The 25,175-nt window shown below is 36.2% G+C and carries 29 protein-coding genes; 23 read left to right on the top strand and 6 right to left on the bottom strand.

Features of this window, described 5'->3' with window-relative positions; genetic code table 11:
* Positions 1-500 precede the first annotated feature (500 nt).
* From EDD74_RS14125 to EDD74_RS14060, 13 genes are all read left to right on the top strand, one after another.
* Positions 501-689: a transposase gene (locus tag EDD74_RS14125; protein WP_116440870.1), complete on the top strand. Its 189-nt coding sequence runs from the start codon at positions 501-503 to the stop codon at positions 687-689.
* A gap of 203 nt (positions 690-892) precedes the next feature.
* Entirely contained in the window at positions 893-1,606 is a 714-nt protein-coding gene (locus EDD74_RS14120) for a LytR/AlgR family response regulator transcription factor (RefSeq protein ID WP_116440871.1), read from the top strand.
* Complete coding sequence (locus EDD74_RS14115) at positions 1,603-2,895, top strand: ATP-binding protein (protein ID WP_116440872.1); 1,293 nt, start codon at positions 1,603-1,605, stop codon at positions 2,893-2,895. Before EDD74_RS14120 ends, EDD74_RS14115 begins: the two co-directional genes overlap by 4 nt.
* Before the next feature lie 4 nt (positions 2,896-2,899).
* Positions 2,900-4,192, top strand: coding sequence for a sensor histidine kinase (locus tag EDD74_RS14110; protein ID WP_116440873.1), 1,293 nt, complete (start codon positions 2,900-2,902; stop codon positions 4,190-4,192).
* A 161-nt stretch (positions 4,193-4,353) separates the two neighbouring features.
* Entirely contained in the window at positions 4,354-5,112 is a 759-nt protein-coding gene (locus EDD74_RS14105) for an ABC transporter ATP-binding protein (protein WP_116440878.1), read from the top strand.
* Complete coding sequence (locus tag EDD74_RS14100; protein WP_165851564.1) at positions 5,099-7,222, top strand: FtsX-like permease family protein; 2,124 nt, start codon at positions 5,099-5,101, stop codon at positions 7,220-7,222. The genes EDD74_RS14105 and EDD74_RS14100 overlap by 14 nt, the downstream gene beginning before the upstream one ends.
* Positions 7,223-7,240: 18 nt before the next feature.
* Positions 7,241-7,705, top strand: coding sequence for a hypothetical protein (locus tag EDD74_RS14095; protein ID WP_116440877.1), 465 nt, complete (start codon positions 7,241-7,243; stop codon positions 7,703-7,705).
* Between the two features lie 1,011 nt (positions 7,706-8,716).
* Entirely contained in the window at positions 8,717-9,121 is a 405-nt protein-coding gene (locus EDD74_RS15425; protein WP_242990035.1) for a hypothetical protein, read from the top strand.
* A 4-nt stretch (positions 9,122-9,125) separates the two neighbouring features.
* The gene (locus tag EDD74_RS15420; RefSeq protein ID WP_242990037.1) at positions 9,126-9,401 is read left to right on the top strand and encodes a hypothetical protein; all 276 of its coding nucleotides are present in this window, start codon (positions 9,126-9,128) and stop codon (positions 9,399-9,401) included.
* 147 nt (positions 9,402-9,548) lie between these two features.
* Entirely contained in the window at positions 9,549-10,172 is a 624-nt protein-coding gene (locus EDD74_RS14075; protein WP_242990039.1) for an alpha/beta fold hydrolase, read from the top strand.
* A 54-nt stretch (positions 10,173-10,226) separates the two neighbouring features.
* Positions 10,227-10,979 carry an inositol monophosphatase family protein gene (locus EDD74_RS14070; RefSeq protein ID WP_116440987.1) on the top strand — a complete coding sequence of 251 codons (753 nt, stop codon included), beginning with the start codon at positions 10,227-10,229 and terminating at the stop codon, positions 10,977-10,979.
* Between the two features lie 103 nt (positions 10,980-11,082).
* Positions 11,083-11,685, top strand: a complete 603-nt coding sequence (locus EDD74_RS14065) for an alpha/beta hydrolase (protein WP_116440988.1) — start codon at positions 11,083-11,085, stop codon at positions 11,683-11,685.
* A 131-nt stretch (positions 11,686-11,816) separates the two neighbouring features.
* Positions 11,817-12,308, top strand: a complete 492-nt coding sequence (locus EDD74_RS14060) for a nucleotidyltransferase domain-containing protein (protein ID WP_116440989.1) — start codon at positions 11,817-11,819, stop codon at positions 12,306-12,308.
* Between the two features lie 137 nt (positions 12,309-12,445).
* Here EDD74_RS14060 and EDD74_RS14055 read toward each other — a convergent pair whose 3' ends face one another.
* The 6 genes from EDD74_RS14055 to EDD74_RS14030 form a co-directional block, all read right to left on the bottom strand.
* The gene (locus EDD74_RS14055) at positions 12,446-12,721 is read right to left on the bottom strand and encodes a helix-turn-helix domain-containing protein (protein ID WP_116440990.1); all 276 of its coding nucleotides are present in this window, start codon (positions 12,719-12,721) and stop codon (positions 12,446-12,448) included.
* An 83-nt stretch (positions 12,722-12,804) separates the two neighbouring features.
* Positions 12,805-13,218, bottom strand: coding sequence for a dUTP diphosphatase (locus tag EDD74_RS14050; protein WP_116440991.1), 414 nt, complete (start codon positions 13,216-13,218; stop codon positions 12,805-12,807).
* Positions 13,208-13,987, bottom strand: coding sequence for an FAD-dependent thymidylate synthase (locus EDD74_RS14045; protein WP_116440992.1), 780 nt, complete (start codon positions 13,985-13,987; stop codon positions 13,208-13,210). Before EDD74_RS14045 ends, EDD74_RS14050 begins: the two co-directional genes overlap by 11 nt.
* Entirely contained in the window at positions 13,974-14,300 is a 327-nt protein-coding gene (locus tag EDD74_RS14040; protein WP_111917776.1) for a hypothetical protein, read from the bottom strand. The genes EDD74_RS14045 and EDD74_RS14040 overlap by 14 nt, the downstream gene beginning before the upstream one ends.
* A 27-nt stretch (positions 14,301-14,327) precedes the next feature.
* Entirely contained in the window at positions 14,328-15,875 is a 1,548-nt protein-coding gene (locus EDD74_RS14035) for a relaxase/mobilization nuclease domain-containing protein (protein WP_116440993.1), read from the bottom strand.
* Positions 15,853-16,239: a plasmid mobilization protein gene (locus EDD74_RS14030; protein WP_033143206.1), complete on the bottom strand. Its 387-nt coding sequence runs from the start codon at positions 16,237-16,239 to the stop codon at positions 15,853-15,855. The genes EDD74_RS14035 and EDD74_RS14030 overlap by 23 nt, the downstream gene beginning before the upstream one ends.
* A gap of 369 nt (positions 16,240-16,608) precedes the next feature.
* On the opposite strand from EDD74_RS14030, the gene EDD74_RS14025 reads away from it, so the two are divergent.
* From EDD74_RS14025 to EDD74_RS13975, 10 genes are all read left to right on the top strand, one after another.
* On the top strand, positions 16,609-17,019 hold the full coding sequence (locus EDD74_RS14025) for a peptide deformylase (protein ID WP_009247020.1): 411 nt from the start codon (positions 16,609-16,611) through the stop codon (positions 17,017-17,019).
* Positions 17,020-17,049: 30 nt separating this feature from the next.
* A complete protein-coding gene (locus EDD74_RS14020; RefSeq protein ID WP_009247019.1) occupies positions 17,050-17,322 on the top strand; it encodes a hypothetical protein in 273 nt (90 codons plus the stop codon).
* 102 nt (positions 17,323-17,424) lie between these two features.
* Positions 17,425-17,601, top strand: a complete 177-nt coding sequence (locus EDD74_RS14015) for a helix-turn-helix domain-containing protein (protein ID WP_009247018.1) — start codon at positions 17,425-17,427, stop codon at positions 17,599-17,601.
* 100 nt (positions 17,602-17,701) lie between these two features.
* The gene (locus tag EDD74_RS14010) at positions 17,702-18,661 is read left to right on the top strand and encodes a helix-turn-helix domain-containing protein (RefSeq protein ID WP_116440995.1); all 960 of its coding nucleotides are present in this window, start codon (positions 17,702-17,704) and stop codon (positions 18,659-18,661) included.
* Between the two features lies 1 nt (position 18,662).
* On the top strand, positions 18,663-20,054 hold the full coding sequence (locus tag EDD74_RS14005) for a site-specific integrase (RefSeq protein ID WP_174704832.1): 1,392 nt from the start codon (positions 18,663-18,665) through the stop codon (positions 20,052-20,054).
* A 204-nt stretch (positions 20,055-20,258) separates the two neighbouring features.
* Positions 20,259-21,653 carry an AAA family ATPase gene (locus EDD74_RS14000; RefSeq protein WP_116440997.1) on the top strand — a complete coding sequence of 465 codons (1,395 nt, stop codon included), beginning with the start codon at positions 20,259-20,261 and terminating at the stop codon, positions 21,651-21,653.
* Positions 21,646-22,320, top strand: coding sequence for a hypothetical protein (locus tag EDD74_RS13995; RefSeq protein WP_330409938.1), 675 nt, complete (start codon positions 21,646-21,648; stop codon positions 22,318-22,320). Before EDD74_RS14000 ends, EDD74_RS13995 begins: the two co-directional genes overlap by 8 nt.
* Before the next feature lie 896 nt (positions 22,321-23,216).
* Entirely contained in the window at positions 23,217-23,468 is a 252-nt protein-coding gene (locus EDD74_RS13985; RefSeq protein WP_116440999.1) for a hypothetical protein, read from the top strand.
* A gap of 256 nt (positions 23,469-23,724) precedes the next feature.
* The gene (locus EDD74_RS13980) at positions 23,725-24,483 is read left to right on the top strand and encodes a MerR family transcriptional regulator (RefSeq protein WP_016441248.1); all 759 of its coding nucleotides are present in this window, start codon (positions 23,725-23,727) and stop codon (positions 24,481-24,483) included.
* A gap of 8 nt (positions 24,484-24,491) precedes the next feature.
* Positions 24,492-24,935, top strand: coding sequence for a PcfB family protein (locus EDD74_RS13975; RefSeq protein WP_116441000.1), 444 nt, complete (start codon positions 24,492-24,494; stop codon positions 24,933-24,935).
* Positions 24,936-25,175 lie beyond the last annotated feature (240 nt).

The raw sequence follows: 25,175 nt of genomic DNA, 5'->3' as shown, positions 1-25,175 counted from the left end.
GATTTATCACTGGAAATATAAAATGGATGAAATCAGTGAAGAGGAAGCGGCATCCGTTTGATATAGCAATTATTTAATATTCGTTATACTAGTAAGGTTACAAATTCACAAGATATTTATTTAGATGAGGAAGAAGCCTTAGATGATTTTATTGATAGATTAAGAGCTTTTAATAGATTAAGGTAGCTATGGGAGAATTAAAATGACCTCAAAAAAGATATTTAGTAATTTATCTGAAATAGACAACTTCCAGTTTGTAGAACTCAATAACAATTAAATAATTGCTACCCCTAAAGTAGTATCACCGAGCAGGAAAGCCATAAAAGGTCTTCCTGCTTTTCTTATGCCTAAATCTCCAAATAGAAAATCATTTATAGTCCGCTTCGACCATACTCACGACTTAATGACTTCTTGATATGTTCAAATAAAATGTAGTGTTTTTGTAGGCGTTCTAAGTGAAATGCCCTGCAATCAAAATTAAAAAAGGAGGATCAAGCTATATGAAAGAGCGTAATTGTTCTTATTCAACACGAATAGGAAAAACAACTTTTATTGTAAATGTAAAACAATCAGAAACTGCCCAAAAGCCTTTGAATACAGTGTTTCAAGAGATTTGTAAGCACGAAGTATTGGAAGATTGTTCGAAAGATAAATCATCAATTTTAGAAAACCATAAAAAATCATCTTGACAAAGTCAATCCCGAGGGAACGGGCTATCATGCCAAGATTAGATTTGTTAAATTTTATAATTTTCAAGAAGTGTGTTGCTTTGACTAGGTGGACAACGTACTAGAAAAATGGATGAAAAAATGAATGCTAAATAGATGGTATTATTGAGAATTTGTTATGTTTTTAGTATAATATTCACGATACTTTTTGAGAGGTGGATAGTGTGTATAATATTGTAATTTGTGATGATGAGGAAACACTCATTGATGAGTTAAAGGAAAATCTTATAAAATATGCTGCTGAAACGAATAAAGAGTTTTGCTTTTTTATCTATCACGACGGCAGCGAGTTATTACAGGAATACAGGTCAGATTATGACCTGATTTTTATGGATATAAAGATGGAAAAGCTGAACGGCTTAAAGACAGCGGAGGAAATTCGTAAGATGGACAGTACCGTTGGGCTTATTTTCTTAACTTCTTTGAAAAAATATGTATGGAGAGGTTACGAGTACGGTGCAGTCAATTATCTCTTAAAGCCTGTGAAATACAGTGTCTTAAAAATGGAGCTTGATAGATATTTTGCCCGTTATCAAGGAAAAGACGAGCCATATGTGAGCTTTCAGAACGATAACGGAAAGTATAAGGTGCTGTATAAAAATCTCTGTTATGCGGAAACTGATAAGAGAAATGTGTTGCTTCATTTTGAGGGACAACAGCAGATAATCTACAAAAATATGAAAGAGGTATCTTCGCTGCTCTTAGGACAGCCGCAGTTTGCCTGTCCGCACCAGAGCTTTGTAGTCAATATGGCTTATGTGAAAAGTGTGGAGAGCTTGGAACTTGTGATGACCACAGGAGAGCATATTCCAATCAGTCAGCCGAAGCGTAAAGATTTTATGATGAAACTGACGGACTTCTGGGGGGATATGCTATGATTATGCTCTTTCGGTTTATTGACTTAGTTGTAACTATAACGCAAGGCATAATTCTTTTCGTTATTGTTAATAGCCTTTGTCATACATTAAGAGTAAAATGGGGAAAATACCTTTTGCCCGCTGCATTTGTAGTATTGGCTTATTTTTGGACTTGGATGATAGTAGATGGAACTTATAAAATGACGATCCAGATTATTTTGATCGTTACTCTTGCGTTAGTGTTTTATAAAGGTTCTGTATTCAATATTATTGCTTCTGCATTGATGGGACTAATGATCCCCGCCGCTTGTGAGTCGTTTACACTTATTGGTGTGGGATTATTTGCAGATACAATAAGTGTTAATGTTTCAGGAATTATATTTGCTTCGTTACCTGTTTATATGATTTGTATTTTAGTAAATATAATTGCAGCATTGCTTTTGCATTTCTTGTTACGCAACTTTCGTTATCAACTGCGAAAGAATGATTTTATTGTTGTACTGCTATTTGAGTTTGTAACCTTTTTGTTTATAAACAACAGCATAGTACATTTCCTTATGGGGGAATATAATGAAACTTTGGACTTGATCATTATGTTGCTTTCGACAGCGTTTATGCTGCTGTTCCTATATTTGAAAAATAATTATTATCTTCAAGAACAAGAACAGAAAGATAAGATACAGATTGCACAGCTTCAACAGCAGTTCGTTTATTATCAGGAAAAGCTAAAGGATGAGGAAAAGATACGCTCTGTTTACCACGATATGAAAAATCACCTACTTATCTTGCAGCGACAGATCAATTCTCCTGAAACAGCAGAAATGGTTGAAAAAATACAATCGCAAGTAGCTGTGTACGAGGACTATGAGCATACGGGAAATGATATTCTTGACATTATTTTGAAAGAGAAATCGGAAAAGGCAAGGGAAAAGCATATCGCCTTATCTGTTACTGCCGATCTTAGTGATGTGGACTTTATTGAACCTTTGGACATCAGTACCATTTTCGGAAACGGACTTGACAACGCCATAGAAGCAAGTGAAAAACTTCCCGAAGAACAGAGGGGAATCCTTGTGAAAGCGGGGAAAATGCAAAATTTCTTTTCTGTGCTGATTGAAAATAACTGCTTGCAAGATAGCGGAAACACAAAGTGTCGAACTACTAAGAGTGATGATTTCCTTCATGGTTTCGGTATCTCCAATATGCGAAAAGCTGCAGAAAAATACGGAGGTCAGTTGACAACCAAGTGTGAAAATGGGAGATTTATTCTGAAGATTTTGCTGCCGATACCAGAAAGATTGGAGGTATGATAAAATGTGGATTTATCAATGTTTAGATATAATATCGACACTGACTGAAGTATTGGGATTATATTTGGTTAGCACATTATTTTGTAAAAACCCAAGATTTAGCACTTTTATAAATAAATGGATTATTATTGGTGGTAACTTTGCACTTGTATATGTTTTAACGTGGTGTACTGAGTTAGGAGCATATAAAATTCCATTGCTTTTTATTATTTCGGTAATTACATTAAAAATATGTTATAGAGACTCTATATATTGTTGCATCATTAGTGAAGAAGTGCGATTAATGACAGTAGTATTATTGTCCGAAGGAATAGGTCTTCTTTTAGGAAACTATCTATATGGAGAAAATATGATTCTCTGGATAGAGGGATACTCTTTATTAAGATGGGAAATATATATTATCACTTTAGTAGTACGACTTTTCTCTTTTTTTGCCTTATATAGAATCTATAGAAAGTTTACAAATCAGTTTCGTGTTAAAGATTTTTTAATAATTACCATTGTTTTTATTATCGGAATGCTGAGTTATCTGTATGGTAGTGTTGGGCATTTGAATATACATAAAGTAGAAGATTTCATTTATTATATCATTACATCTTTATTACCGACACTTTTTATTCTGTTTTTTGTGTATGTACAAAATACGATACATATTAGAGAGCAGGAGCAAAAAGATAAAATGCAGATCGCACAGCTTGAACAGCAATTTGCCTACTATCAGGAAAAACTCAAAGATGAGGAAAAGGTACGCTCTGTTTATCACGATATGAAAAATCACCTACTTGTCTTGCAGCGACAGATCAATTCTCCTGAAACAGCAGAAATGGTTGAAAAAATACAATCGCAAGTAACAGTGTACGAGGACTATGAGCATACGGGAAATGACATTCTTGACATCATTCTGAAAGAAAAATCGGAAAAGGCAAGAGAAAAGCATATCGCCTTATCTGTTACTGCCGATCTTAGTGATGTGGACTTTATTGAACCTTTGGACATCAGTACCATTTTCGGAAACGGACTTGATAACGCTATTGAAGCAAGTGAAAAACTTCCCGAAGAACAGAGGGCAATCCTTGTGAAAGCGGGGAAAATGCAAAATTTCTTTTCTATATTGATTGAAAATAATTGCTTGCAGAGCAGCAATAACACAAAAAAACGTACAACTAAAAGTGATGATTTTCTTCATGGTTTTGGTATATCTAATATGAAAAAAGCTGCTGAAAAATACGGAGGTCAGTTGCTAACCAAATGTGAGAATGAGAAATTCATATTGAAAATCTTAATCTCAATTCCATAATAAAATATTATTTATGAGCCTGTTGTCTCTTACGGACAGCAGGTTTTTTTGTGTACATATTAGAATTTACGCTTTCAGTATTAGAAACTGCGTCTGGTCTTGTATCTTTTATTTAACAGGATATGATGAATGTATCAGTAATATCAAGGAGGGTAAAAATGATGCTACAAGTAAATCATTTATTTAAAAGTTATCAGACTGGAAAAGTTACTTATCCAGTATTAAAAGATGTTTGTTTTGAAGTGAACAAGGGGGAATTTGTCGGAATCATGGGAGCATCCGGAAGTGGAAAGACAACGATGCTAAACTGTATTTCCTGTTTTCTTCCCTTTGATAAAGGGGAAATCCGTCTGAAAGGTACGCAGCTTTCCCAGTTGAACGAAGGACAGATTGCCAAGGTGCGTAACGAACAGTTGGGGTTTGTATTTCAGGACTTTATGTTGTTAGATGGTCTTACGGTATTTGAAAATGTATGTGTGCCAAAAGTTATCAAAAATGAACCGTACAAACCAATGGAAAAGAAAGCCAGAGAATTGTTGAAGATGTTTGGGATTGAGCATATTGCAGATAAGTTTCCGGCAGAGATATCCGGAGGACAAAAGCAGCGAGTGGCAGTAGCACGTTCTCTTATGAACGATCCATTACTTATTTTGGCTGATGAACCTACGGGAAATCTGGACAGTCGTTCCAGCGAAGCAGTTATACAGGCATTTATCGAGGCAAAGGAGCAACTGGGAGCAACGACACTTATGGTAACACATGATACTTTTTCTGCCAGTTATTGTGACCGGGTAATCATGATGAAAGATGGTTCCGTTCACTCAGAATTGGTCAACCACGGAGATCGAAAAGCGTTTTTAGAAGATTTACTAAATGTACTCCGGGAACTGAATGGTGGTGATGATCATGACGTTGCTTAATATTCTGCAAAAAATAAAGAAATATAATAAAGGAAATTATCGTCAGTTTTCATTGTGTTTTGCAATGTCTGTAATGCTGGTGTCAGCGCTTACTCTTTTTATGACTAGTCCATTTGTTATGAGCCGCCTGCCGGTAGGCGGAGATTCAAGGAAAATGCTGTACATGGTTTATGCGGTGGCGGTCATCGGATGTGTGTTGTTCACTGTTTATGCGACCAGCCTGTTTTTGAGATTTAAAAGCAGAGAGATTGGTGTATTATTGGCATTAGGAACAGATAAGAGAACATTGACGAAAACTTTGATGAAAGAAATAGGAGGATTGACTGTAAAAATAGCAGTTCTCAGTATTCTGGCAGGTGCAGTGCTTTCATTTGGGATTGGTAAGCTCTATGAATCTATGATTCAAAGTGCAGGAGGAGACCATTTTGGCTTTTCGATTTTAGGAATCGGTATTTCAGTTTTGTTTTTTCTGATTGTAGGTGCAATGATTATGATGATGACATCACGATTTATGAAACGTGCGAATGTCATTGAAATTTTAAATGAGGAACGGCGAAACGAACCAATAAAACAACAAGTAGGGGAGAGATATCTACTGACAGGAATTATTTGCGTAGCTGTGGGGATTTTCGGCGGTCTTGTTGTTCCGTATTTAGTATCTGTTATCTGGAAAATGAAACTGGGAGCATATATGTATGGATTTTATCTGCTGGTATTGATTGGGTTGTATAGGATCATGGTATATTCTGTGGCAGTTCATAAGCGTGGAAGAAAACCGCAGAAGTATTATAAGAATCTGATCTCCTTTGGTTTGATGAAATTTCAGGGAATTTCCGTTGTCAGAAATATGCTGATCATTACGTTGCTTTTGGCGGGAACCCTGTTTGCAGTCTTTTTTTCAGTAGCAAATTATATGCAGGGTTCGATGTCCGCATCAACGGAAGCGAATGACATCTCATATCAATATCTGGGTAGTGCAGATGGATTGACGGAGGAGAAGGTAAAAGACCTTGCCTCAGAATATCAGGTACAGATAGAAGATTACAGAGAAGCAGAATTTATCCGCTTATTGGGAAGTGGTGTTTGCAGAGAAAATTATGACAAAGATGGTAAGTTAATTGAAGAATATCGTGAAAAGGATTTTTATAAGAATTTCATTAGTGCTACTGCATTTTCAGAGGTAACAGGACTTAAAGTAACGGTGGAACCGGGAACGTATCAGTACATCAGCAGGGAAGGAAATGCGGAAAGCTATTGGTTTTTGCCGGAAGATCTGGATAGGGCAGAAAATACGACAACCGGGAATATACAGGAACTGATTTATGCCGGAATAGTGGAATATAGCAGCTTTTTTTGGAATCGGGGACAAGATGGAAGTGCGGCATATATTTTGAATGATACAGATTATGAGAAATTAAAAGAAGGCATTTCCGAAGAATTGACACTTCGCCATGTGTTATTTAATCTGACAGAAGAGGGAGATGCTTACGGTTTCTCCAAAAAACTATATGAAGAATATTGCAATTCTGTTCCAGATAATATGAGGGTTATGAGCAACTATGATGAGTACAGAGCATCTGTTGATAAGGACTACGAATACGGAGAAACAGTGGAATTATATGCTGACAGACCGGAAATGGAAGTAGACTGGAAGTATGCTCCGGTATTTGTCCCGCTTCAGGAAAAGATTTTCATTTTAACTTATGCTACCCTGTTATTGGTATTTGTTTTTGTGGCATTCATCTGCCTGATAGCTGCCGGAGTGATTGGTTATACAAGAAGCATGACGGTAGTCTGCAAGAGTAAGCGGGTTCTGGTGGATGTCCAGAAATTAGGGGCAGACAGAAACTATTTGACTGGCATTTTAAAGATGCAGATAAAGAAGGTATTTGTACTTCCAACTGTTATAGCAATCGTTATAATGTTTGCATACTATATGCTTGTTTTATGGCAGAATGATGGATGTATTACTGTTCAGGAATATCCGGTGATTCTGATAAATACAGGAATTTGTCTGGTATTGGGTGGATATCAGTATGTGATATATAGGTGCTCGTTAAAGAAAGCGGAAGAAGTTGTATTTGATTCAAATAGGAAAGTGATTCAATAAAAGACAGGAGGAAAACTTGTGAGAGAATACAAATTGAAAATCAAAGGCGGAAGTGATTTTGTAATCGTATCTCCAAAAGTAATCGCTGCTTTAGTGAAAGAGATTTACAATACTCCTCAAAAAGAACTGTCTGTTGCTGTGGAAAGAATCATGCCAAAGGATTTCACGCAGTATTTAATGAGAGTGATCAATAGCAATCGTTATACCAATGACCAGTTTCGATTTCGTGAGATTTTAGAAGATCCGATTACCAATCAACATATCTATCAAATCCTTCAGGAACAGCTTGGTGAAATGAGGATGGATGATAATTCATGTTTTGAATATTTTGAATTGGAAAGTGTAGATGGTGAGGCTGGAATTAACATGGAATGCAGTGAACCGTTCTTTTGGGCATGTAAAGATTGTGCAGCAAGATTTGTTTATATGTTTCCGGGAGGAGGTCAGGAGCGTATCGTTGTGGAATATCCGAAAGAAAAATAGAGGAGAAATCAACACGCATTCAGAAAGCGTCAGAAACTATTCAAATAGCATGTGAAGAGAAGCTGGATGGTTCATAAGACACGACTTAAGCAAAAAAAGCTTCATGACCATGAGGGTAAATAAAAGCAAAGGGTATTCTGTGATAAAGTATAAAGGCTTAGAAGAAATGTCTCTTCTAGGTCTTTTTTTGTAAGAAAGTAGTTTGGGAATATGTTTTTGAATCCACAGTAAGTACAGTAAAATTTGAACCAGAGGGCTATACTTTAACAGGATGATAAATCATTTCATCAAATCTTCAAAATCTATAATGAGATTGATAATATGGTACAGAAAACCTTTACCGGTAAAATGGCAATATCTAAAGAAGATTATACAGAACCGACCACACTTGCAAAGGAGGGTATCACAAGCCGAGGTGAGATTTAAAAGCTAGAGGAGGATGTCGGTTATTATCAACAACGCTACTACAACACTGCCAACGCACTTGAAAATATGAAAAGCAGATACAACGAACCGAAAGAAAAATGCAGACCATTTCTTCAAGCGTTGGAGTATTTCCCCGAAGTTGTTAAACTTTTTACAGAAAAAGTGAAGCAGCTTTTTTCTTTTAAGGAAGCACAGGAACGAGCCGAAAAAGAAGCAAGAGAAAAAGAAAGACAAGAGCGTATCAAGGCACGAAGAAAGAAGCGAGATATAGAAAGATAATTCTTTAATAACGATGAGGGCAGTCAGATAATAGCTGATTGTCCTTGACTAATAAGGATAGAAAACACAGTTGGAGTATGGTAGAATGAGGATAACAAATTATAATTTGAAGATATACAATAGAGAGTGTGATGACATGACGGATATTAGTGGTATTTTTTCGATAAGTAGTAGTACAAACCATCAATGGATTTCATTATGTGGATATTTTTGATGAAATGGAAAAATTAGGGATAGAGTATGTGGATTATAAAAAATTGCAATAAAAGAAAATGAAAGATTCAGATACAGGAAAGGAAAAATCATATGGAAGATCAAAGAAAGGATGAAATGGTGGTTATAATAATTGTAACGGTTGTGTTTGGAGTGCTTTCAAAGTGCTTGGTAGGTGTGCCTTATATGGCATGGGGATATTTTGATAAATTATTTATAGCATCTTTTATTTTGTGGATGTTTTATAGCACTATACTGTATATGGCTATCAAAATAGAAAATGGAAAAAATGAAAATTATTTAAAACTTGGATTTACTGGAGTTGTGTTTGGTTTGATTTCAGCATGTTTGAAAATGGGGCTGGATGCTATTATAGAACAATTTACGAAATTTGATTGTTACAGCATTTATGATGGAAATGGGAATCCTTATTTTTGGAAGTGCTATTATTTTTGTTTTATATGTCTGTGTTGCGAAGAAAAAAATTTTGTGGAATAAATCTATGAAAAATTATACTTTGGGATTAGGAGGAATTGCAGGTGTATATTTTGCTGTAATCATTTATTATTTATGGCAGTTAAAACATTGGATGGAGAAGTTTGCAGATTTTGATATTATAAAAGAGATTGGAGAAGAGCAAGGAATGTTAAATTTGTCAACAAAATATGCTCAGGAATCAACTATGATGGGAATGATCGTATATGTCCTCTTTTTTATAGTTTTATGGATTGCTTTAAAAAAGAATACAGAAAACAAAGAGTTTGATGATAAATTTTAAAAGTTGTAAATTCTATATCACACAATAATTTACTATCTTTTTAGTAGATAAGCGGGTGTTCGCTACTTCGCATATAAATAGAATTTTTATGGTACACTTCATAACCTGAACACTCAAATTTTTTATGAAATATACAGGAGGCTTATAGTGAAGAAGATATTAATCCATGGTTCTGGTCATAAAGCAATAAGCTGGCAGGAAACAATTTCTTACATGAAAGATCAGAAAGATATTTTGTGTCCGGATTTATGTTCCATTCTAAATGGACAAGATGCAACCTATGAGAACTTATATACTTCGTTTGTTGAATATTGTAGCAGAATTGATGAACAGATTCATCTAGTTGGTCTTTCGTTAGGTGGGATCATAGCTATGAATTATGCATTGGATTTTCCGGAGAAGGTAAAAACTCTTGTCGTAATTGGTACGCCCCATAAAATTCCGAAGGTAGCATTTGAAATTCAAAATGTAATATTTCGATTTTTCCCGAAATCTGTTTTTAAAGAAATGGCATTTGATAAAAAGGATACCTTTGCCTTGGGAAATTCTATTAAGAAATTAGAAATTGCTGACAGAATGCAAGAAATAAAATGTCCTGTTTTGGTGATTTGCGGAGAGAAGGATCGTGCGAATAAAAAGTCCGCATACTATTTTTCAGAAAATATAGAAAATGTAGCATTGTGCATGATAGAAAAAACTGGACATGTTGTAAACGAAGAAAATCCAAAAGAATTAGCGAGAATTCTGAATGAATACTACGATGGAAAATAACAGCGATGAGTATATTCACAGAGTCTATTTTGAGAACAATAGGAGGCAAGGATGATGGATATTCAGAAAATAATCGAATTAGTAAAAAAGACAAAGAAGTTTATATTGAATCGTGAAATGGTTTCAGATGTGAAAGAAAAAGGGATTGCAGACTATGTAACACAAGTAGATATTACAGTTCAAAACTTCTTAAAAGAAGAATTATTTATTCTGGCACCTGATATTCAATTTCTCGGAGAGGAAACAGGGTTACAGAACATGAAGGTAGATAGTTTTTGGATTTTAGATCCTGTTGACGGAACTACAAATTTAATGCATGACTATCAACATAGTGTAGTATCTTTAGCTCTTTGCCAGCAGGATGAAATTGTTATGGGAATTGTATATGATCCTTTTCGTGAAGATGTATTTTACGCAATAAAAGGAAAGGGCAGTTTTTTAAATGGACAACCGATACATGTATCAAATGTAGGAAAACTATCTGATACAATGATTGGAATTGGAACAGCGAAGAGAGAGTTAGCAGATGAAAATTTTGCTCGCTTTCATAGGGTATTTGGCCAGTGTCAAGATATTCGCAGAATTGGTTCTGCAGCATTGGAACTGGCATATACTGCCTGTGGAAGACAAGGAGGGTATTTTGAAATATATTTGAATCCTTGGGATTATGCTGCTGGTATGCTTTTAATACAGGAAGCTGGTGGAAAAGTAACCGATTTTATGGGAAGAGATTTGAATCCAAGAAAAGGTGGAAGTGTAGTAGGAACAAATGGATATATTCATACAGAGCTTCTACAACTGTTGTGATTTATCTTTGTGACAAAATGCAATGAATTTTTATAATGGTTTTTATGAATCTAACAGATGAATTTGTTTCTTATATAGATAGAAATTTGTGGAGGATCGTTTTATGAAAAAGGCGGTTATTTATATACATGGAAAAGGGGGAGATGCAGGAGAAGCAGCACACTATATTCCTCTTTTTAGTGATTGTGATGTGATTGGTCTTAATTATTCAGCACAATTTCCTTGGGAAGCAAAAGAAGAATTCCCATTACTATTTGATTCGATTTGTCAGAACTATAAGTCTGTTGAAATAATTGCAAATAGTATAGGTGCTTTTTTTGCTATGAATTCTTTGTCAGAGAAGAAGATAGAAAGAGCATATTTTATTTCTCCTATTGTAAATATGGAAAGATTACTTGGCGATATGATGCAGTGGGCAAATGTTACAGAAGAGGAACTCCAAACGAAGAAAGAAATCGAAACCAGCTTTGGAGAGACTCTTTCGTGGGAGTATCTCAGCTATGTAAGGAAAAACCCTGTTATTTGGGCAATTTCAACATACATTTTATATGGTGAGAAGGATCATTTATCTTGTTATGAAACAATATCTGAATTTGCAAAGCAAAATAATGCAACACTTACTGTTATGAGAAATGGAGAACATTGGTTTCATACAGAAGAAGAAATGCAATTTCTTGATGATTGGATAAGACAGGTAGCACAATAATTAAGAATTAAATGTAAGCACGGCTATAGTGAGTTTACTAGCAATGTATAAAAATATAAAGTATAATAAATATGCATTCTGAAGAAGGAAGGGAAACCATTTGGGCTTTGAAAGTGTAGAGGAGATTTTGTATGAATATCAAAGAAATAACAACAAAAGAAGATTTAATGAAAGTAATAGAGTTATTTGAAAATACTGGAATTACATACTGGTTGGATGGTGGATGGGGAGTAGATATTTTAGTGGGTAAACAGACAAGAATTCATAGAGATATAGATATAAATTTTGATGCTCAATATACAGAAAAATTGTTAGATGTGTTGTTGAATTTGGGCTATAAAATTGATACAGATTGGAGACCAGTCAGGATAGAATTATATAGTGATGAATTTGGTTACTTAGATATTCATCCATTTGTTTTAAATGAGGATGGAACTTCAAAACAAGCTAATTTAGAGGGTGGTTGGTACGAGTTTGAGAAAGATTACTTTGGTTTTTCTTTTTTTGAAGGAAAAAAAATTCCTTGTATATCTTTAAAAGGGCAAAAGGTTTTTCATTCCGGCTATGAATTAAGAGATAAAGATATTCATGATATTTCAATTCTTGAAAGTTTATCAGAATAGCATTGCTGTGATTTCTAAGAAAAATTCCAGTTTGCATAACTGCTAGACTGCCCACAATTAAATATTCACATCCATATTAAGCAGGAAATCTAAAAAAATGATCTCCTGCTTTTTGCACTAGAGTTTTATGTAAAAATTTATAATTCTGCAGCAAGTTCATGCATCCAAAAGGAGGCTGCTTCATATTCGCGTGGTTCAGATAATATTGGAACAGTGAGGACATCAATTGGGACACAAAGTATTTTAGCCATTTTAGCAAGGATTTCATCACGAGGCTTTCTTGCATCCGCTTCGTATTGTGCAATTCTGACATCCGCAGAATCTTCCGGGAAGCCAATTGCGATACCGAGTTCTTTTTGTGTGAGATGATTTTTCTGTCTTAAATGTTTTAATTTTCTTCCAAACGTAATCATAATAGAAATTCCTTTCTGCAAGTTATTTTGATTGTGCGAGGTGTCAAATGATATATCATTCGGCACCTCTGGTTTTATGATCTTTATTCCCCGGTACTTCCGAAAGCACCAATATCTCTTGCTTCTCCGAGATCCAGAACAAAGTCGGCAATTAGAACGGGAGTGATAACCAGTTGCCCTACACGGGTATCTTTGCGGAGTATTTGGGATTCTGAACTAACATTGCTGATAATGGCATGAATTTCTCCACGATATCCGGAATCAATAGGCGGAAGTTCGCAGACCAATCCTTTTGCAGCCATGCTACTTCTTGGAAAGACATAACCGGCATATCCATCTGGAATCATGAGACCAAATCCTAAGGGAATTCTTGCAATCTCACCTGGTTTTAATGTGTAGTTATAAGGCATATATACATCAGCGCCGGCATCGTTTTTGTGAGGCCGGAAAGGATAATGGTCTTTCTCTAATCCAAAGTCGATCAATTTAATTTTCATAAACAGCTTCCCTCCCTTCTACGAGCAGAGGATAATCTGCTCTCATTATTTCTAATGGAGACCAGTCTTTTGGGATGGGGATTCCGCAGGACATAGCACCTTCTTCACAACATCCCCTCTGACAAAAAGGACCGGTCAGCTTCGGTGAAAATAACACCGGATCAAATTCATATAGTTTCTGCCAGATATCCAACATTACAATTCTTGTTTCGTCGGTATTTCTCCTGCAGATTCGCTGACTAATCATATGTTTCCACTCATAAGGTGTAGCGCAGATGATCAGAATATTTCTTAAAGCATGGGGGAGGGCATATCCGGCAGAATCATGATGAAATCCCACAGAACACAATTCCTGATAACATCTGAGATCCGATAAGCAGCTTTGCAGATAGAGATCAATGTATCTCTGTTCGGAAAAAAGGATTTCATATGGGATTGCAAATGCAGCTTTTTCTGAATAGTTGCTATATTGCAGAGATGCACTCATGAATTTTACTTCATTTTGATGACGAGTGATCTGTGCAAGAAAACGCCTGCTTGCCCCTACAATCGCAACGGTGATCACCGTAAATTTCTGTACGGTTGGGTGGGGAAGACTGGCAATCCGGTCTACAGTTTTATCTGTAAAAGATTTCTGATAAAGCGCCATAAGATCATCCATGTTTTGAATGGAATGTCCTTGTTGGGTAAGCCTTGCTGCGAATACCATGTTCTGAGCCGCTTCCTGAATGGTATAACTATTTAAAATCTTTGTCTCAATGTGATCCATAGGCTTGTTCCTCCTTTATCAATGCTTTCAGTAGAATGAGATAGTTGATGCAGTCTGTGATCTTCTCATCCCATTGTTCTAAATCAAATTGGAGCAACGAAGAGTAACACATATCATAGAGAGATACGACATGCTTCGACATCATTCCGGCCAGAGCAGCCTTAGGTGTGCATCCCTGTAATGAGGCAGCAATTTTAAATGCACTCAGGCGATCAATGCGGTCTCCGGTGTATTCTTTTTTCTTGTGTACCAGTACATCGGCACATTTTCGATATTGTTGTTCAAGGACAACATTAAATTCATTTTGTGTCATATTGTAATTCCTCCTTCGTAAAATGATTTATAATTCGGGTTCCCGTGTCTTTTGTTTTTTGGGAACCTGGTTGTGGAGAATTGCTTCCACATTTTTGTCTACGGTTCTTAAATCTTGTGTCAGATCCTTTAGAGATCGGATGGATGATTTTTGCTGGTCGATCTGTTCCTGCAAGCTGGCTTTTTGTTCCTTCAATGTTTTGATAGAAAGCATCTTTCCATCTGGATAAAAAGATTTCAGCCAGTCACGGGCTTCTTCATATGCTTGAATTTCAGCGGTGTGTTCCTTTCGGAATCTGCCTTTGTTTTTCGCTTTTAAAAATTCGGTATAGATTGCTTTCTGTGCAAAATATTGTCCGGTGTAATGGATCTGCCGATTGATGCTTTTCAAATCTGCATTCATTTCCATAAGCTGATCTGTTGCCTGATCTAACTGTTTTTGAGATTCGGAAAAGGCACTTTTTAATTCGGTTTGGGTATTGTATCCATGTTCTTGTACATAGATAATGGTATTTGCCATTTCCTGAAGATTGGATATTTTTACCCGATGAGCATATCCGGGACTTTGCATTGCTTTCACATTTTTCTGAAGATCTACTACCAACCGTAAATGCGATCTGACATAAAGAATGGTTATCGGATCTTTTCGTAAGAAGAGCTGTTCTAAATGTTCTTTGCCGTATTGAGTTCCCAAAGCCTTCTCTGTAATCCGTTTGTCCCGATCCGGATGGAGATAACGATATCTTCCTCTTTCCGCAATGACGGAAATCTGATATTTTTCAAAAAGAAGAGATTGAAATTCCTGAAAGCTTTTAGAATGCGAACTGCATTCTTCGATGGCATTTCGGAGTTCCTGCTTCTGTGTCTGAAACATTGTGGCATTTGGTTTCAATCCATCTGCAATGATTTTTTTGTTTGTCTCTTCTAATTTTTTCTGCCCGGATTTTTGCGCCATATATTCAGCCTGTGTGATTTTTGTTTCAGCTGGAGAGAGAAGATCAACCTGATGAAGTCCCTCCTGGATGCACATATCCATAATTTCCTTTTTGAAATAATTCAGGAATTTATTTGTGGATCGGTGCTTATATCCGGCAATTTCTTCATGGGGCTTATCCATGTAATTCTGCCTTCTGACAGCTTCCTTACGGACGCTGTTGATCACAATGTGCGTATGGATATTGCCAGAACCATTGTGACCATCGGTATGTGTCACGATAAGAGCCTGATATCCCGGAAAGATTTTCTTTGCAAGTTCTAAAGATAGAGCCTGTGCTTTTTCTCCGGTCAGCCCACATTCTGATTTGTCATCTGGATCAAAACTGATGATATAGTGATGACTTTTGATTTCAGATCTGCTTCGGTTCTTTTTAAAATGTTCATTACATTCATAGCATTCAACATCAAAAGTATCGGGATTACAGTTGAGACCATCCACATATAATTCATCTCTTCGCAATGGCCGATTAAATTCATCGAGAATCATTTTTCCGGTTGATTCATCATGCTGGAAGATGAGATAATTCAGAGCATCTGAATAGTTTGCATTCCGACTTTTAATATGTTTCACTATTGCCACGATAATCACCTATCATTTTTAGCAGGTCCTTTTTTAACCTATAGAGGTCGTAAAGACATTGCTGGATTTCGTTTGTTACAGATTTAGAGTACGCTCCTCCTGTATTGAAATATTTTGCGATCTGATTAAGATTAGAGCCGATTTTTCCATACTCTGCTAAGAGCATTTTTATTGTTTGGCTATCAATGACAACTTCATAGTGTATAGCCATTTTGTGATCTAAAATCAGGTTTCTCAGATAATCAGAACGGGATAATTTCGCCTGAGAAGCGGCATGATTGACTAACTCTAATTCAATGTCACTTAATCTTAAACAAATGATATTAGAGTGTTTCATTTCATTTCTTTTTTTCTTTGGTGCCATGTTCCTCCTCCCTTAATTGAGTGCTTCCAACTTCAGGGCACTCCACTAGAAATATCAGCTGTCCCTTCTGATACTTCTGGTGTTGCGTACACATTTTATGTGGAAGCCAATCTGACATTTTGTGAATGTCAGTAACGAGGGTAGGGGGAGCGTAATCCACATCAAGATAAAACTCAGAGTAATCGGAAAGCCAAAACGGCGATACCGTATTACTGGGTGGATCTTGCTCTTGAAAGATTAACCCTCTCATATAACGAAAGGCTCAGGGCAGAAAATACAGGGTGAGATAGAAAAAAAGTTAAAAAACTGCTATACTACAATTCAGAACAAAGCAAAAAAAACGATTTTGAGAATAGAGGTATGAAGAAAATGGTAAAACCAATTATGAAAGATATATTTTTTCTGGGACAAAAATCTGAACCGGCAACAAAAGCCGATCTTCAAGTTGGAAAAGATTTAATGGATACGTTAGCTGCGAACCGTGAGGGATGTGTTGGAATGGCAGCGAATATGATCGGTGTGAAAAAAAGTGTCATTATTGTAAATATGGGATTCGTAGATGTGGTAATGTTTAATCCTGTATTGGTAAGAAAAGAATCACCTTATGAAACTGAAGAAGGATGCTTATCTCTTACAGGAGTGCGTAAGACAACGAGATATCAGATGATAGAAGTTGAATATCTGGATATGAATTGGAAGAAACAGAAATTGAAACTTGACGGTTGGACCGCACAGATTTGTCAGCATGAGCTGGATCATTTGGAGGGCATACTGATTTAAGCAGAGAGAAATTTACAGGAGTGATACTTTATGGGAACGGAAAGAACAGATGAATTATATAAGGTTTTACTTACCAAAGGATATCCGAAAGAACTTTGTGCAGAAATAGCCTATAAGAATCTGAATACAGATTATACAGCGACCAGGATGTTGGGATATTTGTATCGTTACACAGAGCCCAGATTGGAAGATGTGATAGATGAAATGATTGCAATCCTAAGTGACCGGGAAGAAATCATAAAGAAAAAAGAAATGGAGCAGTCGCAGGCTGTTATAAATGAGATTTATAGAAATGGATTATAAATTTTTTATTAGTCACCCTGTAAAAATCCTCTTTTTCCTTTCGTTATATAGAAGGATCTTTTTCCTTCCTATATGTATGAAAGAAGAAAGAGGGTTTTTTATATGTCAGAAAAAAGATGTTATACCGTAAAAGAGATTCAGGAAATTTTAGATGTAAGCCGCCCGACAGTCTATGCATTATTAAAGAAAAAAGAGTTCCGATGGATCCAGTTGGATGGAGGAAAGTATAGAATTTCAAAAAAGAGTTTTGATGACTGGCTTGATAAACAGCCGGAGTAAAAAATCTGGGATGTTGGTTGAGAGAAAAAGTCGCAATCGACATCCTAATTTTTTATTTGAAAATGATGTATGATACAGAAAAGAAAGGAGAGTTGATCAGATGAATCAAGTTGTTATAGAAGAAACTTCGTTTGAAGAAGTGCTTTCAGAAATAGAGGAGAACAGTAAATACAAACGACTTTCTCCAAAGGAAAAAACCTGGATGACAGTTCCAGAGATGGGAAATCTTTTGGGACTAAAGAAGACAGGCAGATACTGGCTGGTTCAGAAAAATTATTTTGAATGCAGAGAAATCGCAGGACAAATGAGAGTGAATATTGCCAGCTTTGAAAAGTGGTACGCAAACCAGGTGAAGTATCAGAAAGTGAATGGGGAAGGACCGGGAAAAAATCTGAAAAAATGGTCTTATTCCATATCAGAAGTTGCCAAAATGTTAGGGATTAGTGAAACTACGGTTTATGATCTGATTAAACGTGACGGTATAAAAACAGTTACTGTTGATTACTGGATCAGGATTCCGAAAAAATCTTTTCAGGAATGGTATGAGAAGCAATCAAAATATCGCACACAGAAAGATAGGGAAAAGGACAAGGAGCTGGAAGGAGCAACAATTACCATGCCGGAAATGGCAAGGCTTTTGGGAATTCCAAGACGTCAGGTATATGAGATTTTGAAAAATTCCAAGTACAGTCATTTTTTTGAAACGGTTGTAATCGCAGAAAAGAAAAGAATTACAAAAGAGAGTTTTCAAAAATTCTTAGAAGGACAGGATCATTATAAATTGGATTCAGCCAACGATTATGAAGAACTGTCAATGGAACAAAATTTTAGTCTGGCAAATTACAGGCGAAAGAAATTAGCCAAAACCGGAGATCGTAGTAAGAATGGAAATCTGAGTTATCTGACATTTGATGAGGCAGCGTTTCTTGCAAAGGTCAGTAGAGGGATGATTTACAAATGGATGGATGATGGGAAATTTTCAGCAGTGAAGATTGGAAACATATCCAGAGTAAAAAGAGATGAATTTGAAGCTTGGTTGGAAGAAAGGAAAGGGAATTAGCATGGCATCGATCAGAGAACGAAACGGAAAATTTAATGTGATCTATAACTATAAGGATGATTCCGGTAAACGGAGACAGAAGTGGGAAACATATGATACAAAAGCAGAAGCAAAGAAGCGAAAAAGAGAAATCGAATATAAACAGGAAATGGGCGCACTTGTTGTGAGAAAGTGCAATACATTGTCGGATCTGCTCACGGAATACGTTTCTTTGTATGGAAAAGAAAAATGGGCATTATCCACTTATGAAGGGAATGTAGGGCTGATCAGAAATTATATTGAGCCTATGGTTGGCTCTGTGAAACTTTCGGAGATTAACACCCGCTTTATGGAAAAATATTATCAGGGATTGCTGCAGACAAAAGCAGTCGGAAATCCGGTGAAGGGGAATAAGAAAAATGAATTTGTTTCTGCGAGTACTGTCAGAGAAATCCACAAGCTGCTCCGTAATTGTTTTGAGCAGGCAATCAAATGGGAGATGATAGAAAAAAATCCGTGCACCTATGCAACGGTGCCGAAACATAAATCACAGAAACGGGAAATCTGGAAAGCAGAAACCTTGATGTATGCAATGGATGTCTGTGAAGACGAACGGCTGAAGCTGGCAATCAATCTGTCATTTTCCTGTTCCCTACGATTAGGGGAAGTGCTTGGTTTGACCTGGGATTGTGTAGATATTTCTCCGGAAGCAATCGAAGAGAATCGTGCATACGTTTATATCAATAAAGAAACACAACGGGTAACAAAGGAAACTCTGAAAAATCTGGAAGGGAAAGATGTGTTGCTGGTATTTCCTTCGCAACATAAAACCAACAAAACTGTTCAGATTTTAAAAATACCAAAAACAGAAAGCAGTATCCGTAAGGTATTTCTTCCCAAAAGCGTTGCTAATATGTTGGTTGAGTGGAAAGCGGAGCAGGACGAAGTAAAAGAAGTCTTAGGTGAGGAATATATAGATTATAATCTGGTGATGGCAACGACATTTGGAAATCCCATTGGTACCGGAGCAATCCGGGGACAATTAAATAAACTGATCGAAGAATATAATCTTCCGCCGGTTGTCTTTCATAGTTTGAGACATAGCAGCGTGACATATAAATTAAAACTGAATGGCGGAGATATCAAAGCGGTTCAAGGGGATTCCGGGCATTCACAAGTGGATATGGTAACAGATGTGTATTCCCATATTATTGATGAGGATCGAAGACGAAACGCAGAATTATTCGAGGAAGCCTTCTATGAAAAGAAAAATCTGGATCCCAAGATGCGAGAGGAAACAGCATCCCAGACAGTAGATGTACCGGATGATGTAGATGCAGAGCTTCTTGCAAAAGTATTGGCAAATCCGGAAATGAAAGCATTGCTGGCATCACTGGCGAAGGCAATGAAGTAATGAAAAATAGTGAAAAAATAGTGAAATTTTAGTGGAAAAATTCGATGTGCAGAATTTTCAACAAGTCAAAAATACAAAATGGAATTCGAAGAAACGAATAAAAAATTCGGAAACAGAGAAAAATATTGAAGAAACTAATGCTTTGTGGTATCGTTATAGCATAACATATAGTGTGGAATGATGGTTGTAAGGAGAAGAATAAAGATGAGAAGGCCGATTGTTCGTTTGTCATCGTTGCAGTTGACAAATATTAAAAATGTAAAAAAAGGCACTATATATATGCCGAATACTGTAAATAAAATTTTATCAGCAGATAAAGCAGAAATACTTGGGATTTACGGACAAAATGGTTCAGGAAAAACAGCAATTGTGGATGCCTTGTATTTTTTACAAAAAGTAATGATAGGAGTCGATCTGGATCAGTCATTAGAAGATTACATGGACATGGATTCCGATACTGCTGAAATTTTTGCAGATTTCAATATTTTTATGGACGGTATTGTGTTTGAAATAGGATACAGATTAAGTCTTAGCAGAGAAGAAAAAGAAGTTATTATCAGTCGGGAAACATTGAGCGCTGCAAAGAATGAAAATGGAATCAGAACAAATAAGACTGTATTTATGGATTACCAAAGAGATCAAGCGAATGTCATTTTTAAACCACAGAAAAGACTGGATGAAATACTGGAAGAAAATAAAGAAATAAAAACAGATTTGATTGTAGCGCGTAAAATGGCAGAAAAAAGCAATTGCTCCTATATTTTTGGTGAAAGCAGCCGGGATATATTCTGCAGAGAATACAAAAATGGATTTCAACAATTTTCAGTTATTATTTCTTCTTTGTTTGAATTTGCTTTGAAAGATTTATTTGTGATTCGGAATACCCATTCAGGAGTGATTTCCGCTAATTTTGTCTTGCCGATGGCATTTCGGATTGAAAATGATAACATGGGGGCAAAAGGGGATTTTACGGTATCTTTGACAGAACCGATCTTGGTGGACGAGGAAAGGAAAAATCTGTTAGAGACAATTGTTGAACAGATTAATATTGTGTTATACACAATTATTCCGGGATTGCAGGTAACGATTAAAAATTACGGGAAACAGTCATTGGATAATGGAGAAGAAGGATGGAAGCTGGAACTAATGTCAAAGAGAGAGGGTATGAAAGAGATTCCGATTAGAATGGAGTCGGAAGGAATTATTAAAATCATTTCTATTCTGAATGCACTCATACAGGCATTTGGAAATCCTTCGATTTGCCTTGTGATTGACGAGCTTGATTCTGGAATTTTTGAATATATGTTGGGAGAGCTACTTGATATTTTCAAAAAGAGTGCAAAAGGACAATTGATCTTCACTTCACATAATCTTAGGGCACTTGAAATGATTGATAAGGAAAGCATTATGTTCTCTACTACGAATCCAGATAATCGTTATATCCATATGAAGAACGTAAGGGAAAGCAACAACCTTCGCAATATGTATATCAGAAGCATTACATTGGGCGGTCAATCAGAACAAATTTATGAAGAAACCGATAGTTTGAAAATTGCCAGAGCATTTAGAAAAGCAGGGCGGGGTGTTCGCGGTGAATGAGAAAAAAGTAATTGCGGTCATTGTAGAAGGACCGAGTGACGAGGCTGCATTGGGTTCCATTTTAAAAGAATATTTTTCAAGTGCGGAAATTCAGTTTGTAGTAGTTCATGGAGATATCACGACAAAGGATTATACATCAACAGATAATATACTATCCAAGATTAACAATTTAATTGAATCAGTAAAACAAAAATACGGGTACAAGAGAGAGGACTTTTTAAAAATCATACACATTGTTGATATGGACGGAGCTTTTTGCAATGATGCGATTGTGGAAAAGGATATTGAGGGAGTTAGATATTATTTGGATCGTATAGAAACAAAATATCCGGATTATTTAATCCGAAAGCATACGCAAAAAGCAGAAATATTATCAAAATTATATTCTTCCGGGAAAATCAATGGTGTCAGTTATAGAATCTATTTTAATTCCTGTAATTTAGAGCATGTTCTTTTTAATGAATTGAAAGATTTTACAGATGATGAAAAGGCAGATATGGCTGATGATTTTGCAGAAGAGTATGAAGGTAAAGTAGAAGACTTTATTGAATTTATTTCCCAGGAAGATTTAATTGCTCCGGGTACTTTTAAACAAACCTGGCGATTTATTGAAAAGGAAAAACATTCATTGGAAAGATTTACGAATATGCATTTGATTTTTAAGTGATTTAATGTTGCGAGTTTTTTATGAGATAACTCGCAAGAAAACTCGTAAGAAGATAAGAATGCATGGCTTAAGAAATTTACATTATCAGTAGTCAAAACACCGTAGACAGCCAGTCTAAAGTACGGTATTATATATGTAGAAATCAGTTCAATTTCATATTGTTTATCATTCTCGAATGCTTGAAGAATGGTAGCCATATTTTTCATAATGGTGGTGACACGAAGGTATTCCCCAAGTATTAGCTGATGCAAATATTCTGCTAATAAACAGGTCTTATCTAAGGCATATATGTGGGGTACAGAGATTGACTTGATTTGACTCGGAAGTAGAAAAAAGCCTTGACTTTCAAGGACTTATAATGATAGTCCTTGTTCGGAATTGACACTACCTATTCGCTCTCCTAAGCACTAGTTGTGGGTTCGATTCCCGCAGGAAACGTTTGGCTACAAAGGTTATTTTCAAGGTATTTTCGTACTTTTGAGCAATGAGCTTTTGTTAGCAGAAGGACATGAAAATCATTGAAAGCTGCCACCAAAAGGGTTCGGCACTCTGATAAGCAAAAATTAGGTCTGTTAATTGGTGTAAGGTACAGTAAATGATGGAAATCGGAAGAAAGATGGATGGATGAAAAATGAATCTGCCAACATCTGTTAGCAAAAATCAATATTTTATTGGTGGCATTGCCATCACAGATAGAACAGTTTATCTGGCGTAAATCTTGAAATGAAGATTTAGCCTAGATAGGCTGTTTTTTCTTTATCTGGTTGGATCTTAACACCGATTTTTGTTTATCCAGCACTGGATGGCTATTACGAGATCATATCTGGATATCAAAGAAAATATGCAGCGCAACAATTAGGATATGTAAAGTCCCAGTAATCATTGTGTGTTGAAGGATGATGAAGCAGTCGTGTTATATGGTGGATTCCAAACGATTTCAATTCACTGCCGCTGTTGAAATCTCTTATTTAGACAAGACAATCCAAGGTTGGAGTTGTGAGTATATCCATGAACCTGGAAGTGTAAATCAGAAGCAGATTTCACTCTTGCGTCAGGTAGTGATGGATGGTGAAATCAGTCAAAGTCAGATGATTGATATTTTAAATGGAAGTGCCATCGGAAGACCAGTGCACAGATGGAACAGGTGATTGAGGAATTATTGAACAATTATTGAGCAAATGGAAGAACAGTCAATCTGAGCACAGAGAAGATTTCTAAAGGAAAGAAATATTAAGTAATGGAACTGTGAATAGAAACAGGAGGGGGAAATCGATATTAACTGATTTCCCCTGTTGTTTTGAAAAAAACTTATTAAATTATGTATAATAAATATATGATGAAAAAAGCCCTTGACATTGACGTTGCGTTAACTGTTATGCTGAGTGTAATGAAAGGAGTGGGAAGATGGAATACAGCATCAGAGAACTGGCTGATTTGGCAGGAATCAGTACAAGAACATTACGGTATTACGATGAAATTGATTTGTTAAAGCCTTGCAAGGTAAATGAGAATGGCATGCGTTTTTATGGAAAACAAGAAGTTGATCTACTTCAGCAGATTATGTTTTATAGAGAACATGATGTGAAATTAGATGTGATACAGCAAATCATTCATCAGCCCGATTTTGATGTGGAAGAAGCTTTGAAAGAACATCTGTCAGTTCTTTTAAAGAAGAAAGAACGGATTCTTGCTCTGATCAGAACAGTAGAACTTACATTGGATGATTGGAAAGGAGCATATCATATGAGCGATCAGATGAAATTTGAAGCATTTAAGGAAAGTTTGGTAGAAAAACATGAACAGAAATATGGAAAAGAAGCACGAGAAAAATATGGAGATGAATCTGTGGATGCATCTCACAAAAAAATTTTGAATATGACGGAGCAGGATTATGAACGTTTTCAAAATCTTGAAAAGGAAGTACTTCGCCAGTTAGAAGAAGCGGTAAAAGAAGGAGCAAAACCTGATAGCGAAACAGGTAAAAGAATCGTGATGCTTCATAAGGAGTGGTTGGGTTTTACCTGGAAGGAATATACAGCGCAGGCGCATAATGGATTAGTGCAGATGTATTTGGCAGATGATCGATTTTTGCAATATTATAATCGAAATGTGAATGGCTGTGCAGAATTTTTAGTTGCTGCAGTACAGTGTTGGGCTAAATAAAAATTAAAATGACGTATAATTCTTACTCTGTGTTAAAAGAGGCTATGCGAAAGTATCTTCAGAATCAGGAAAAGCACAAAGTAAAGAAAGTAGCAAAAAAAGCAGAAAAAAGTGTTCCTCGTGGAAAACCGACGGTTGGGAAACTGATGAATCAGAGGCAAGGTCTGACCAACATTGAAATTACCAATTGGAATATCAAATCCTTCGAGCGTGTTGCCAACAAATATAAAATTGATTTCGCTCTTAAGAAGGACAAATCTGTCGATCCGCCTAGATATCTGGTGTTTTTCAAAGCAAAGGATATGGATGTTATGACAGCGGCCTTTAAGGAATTTTCTGCCAAGGAGCTGACGAAAATGAATAAGCCATCCATTCGTAAACGATTACTGAAATACCAGAGTCAGGCTAGAGAAAAAAATAAGCAGCGTGAAAGAACCAAACAGAAAAATTGAGGGCAGGAATATTGAGAGAAGAAGTGATGGAACAGAGATTATTGCTGCAACAGATGCCGGAAGAGAAGAACCTTTTTTTAGTATCGGTAGCTTCTTGCAAAGCCAATTTCATAATTTTAAAACCTTTCGTTTGTCATAGGCTCCTCCCACTACCTTTAGGTGGTGGGAGGAGCCTTGTTGATTGTTGTTAAATATGCTACACTGACTGTAGCAGTTCTTAAAGAGAAAACCGTTCGATGT

The organism is Faecalimonas umbilicata, from assembly GCF_004346095.1.
GTDB lineage: Bacteria > Bacillota > Clostridia > Lachnospirales > Lachnospiraceae > Faecalimonas > Faecalimonas umbilicata.
This window is presented reverse-complemented; position numbering and strand designations above follow the sequence as displayed.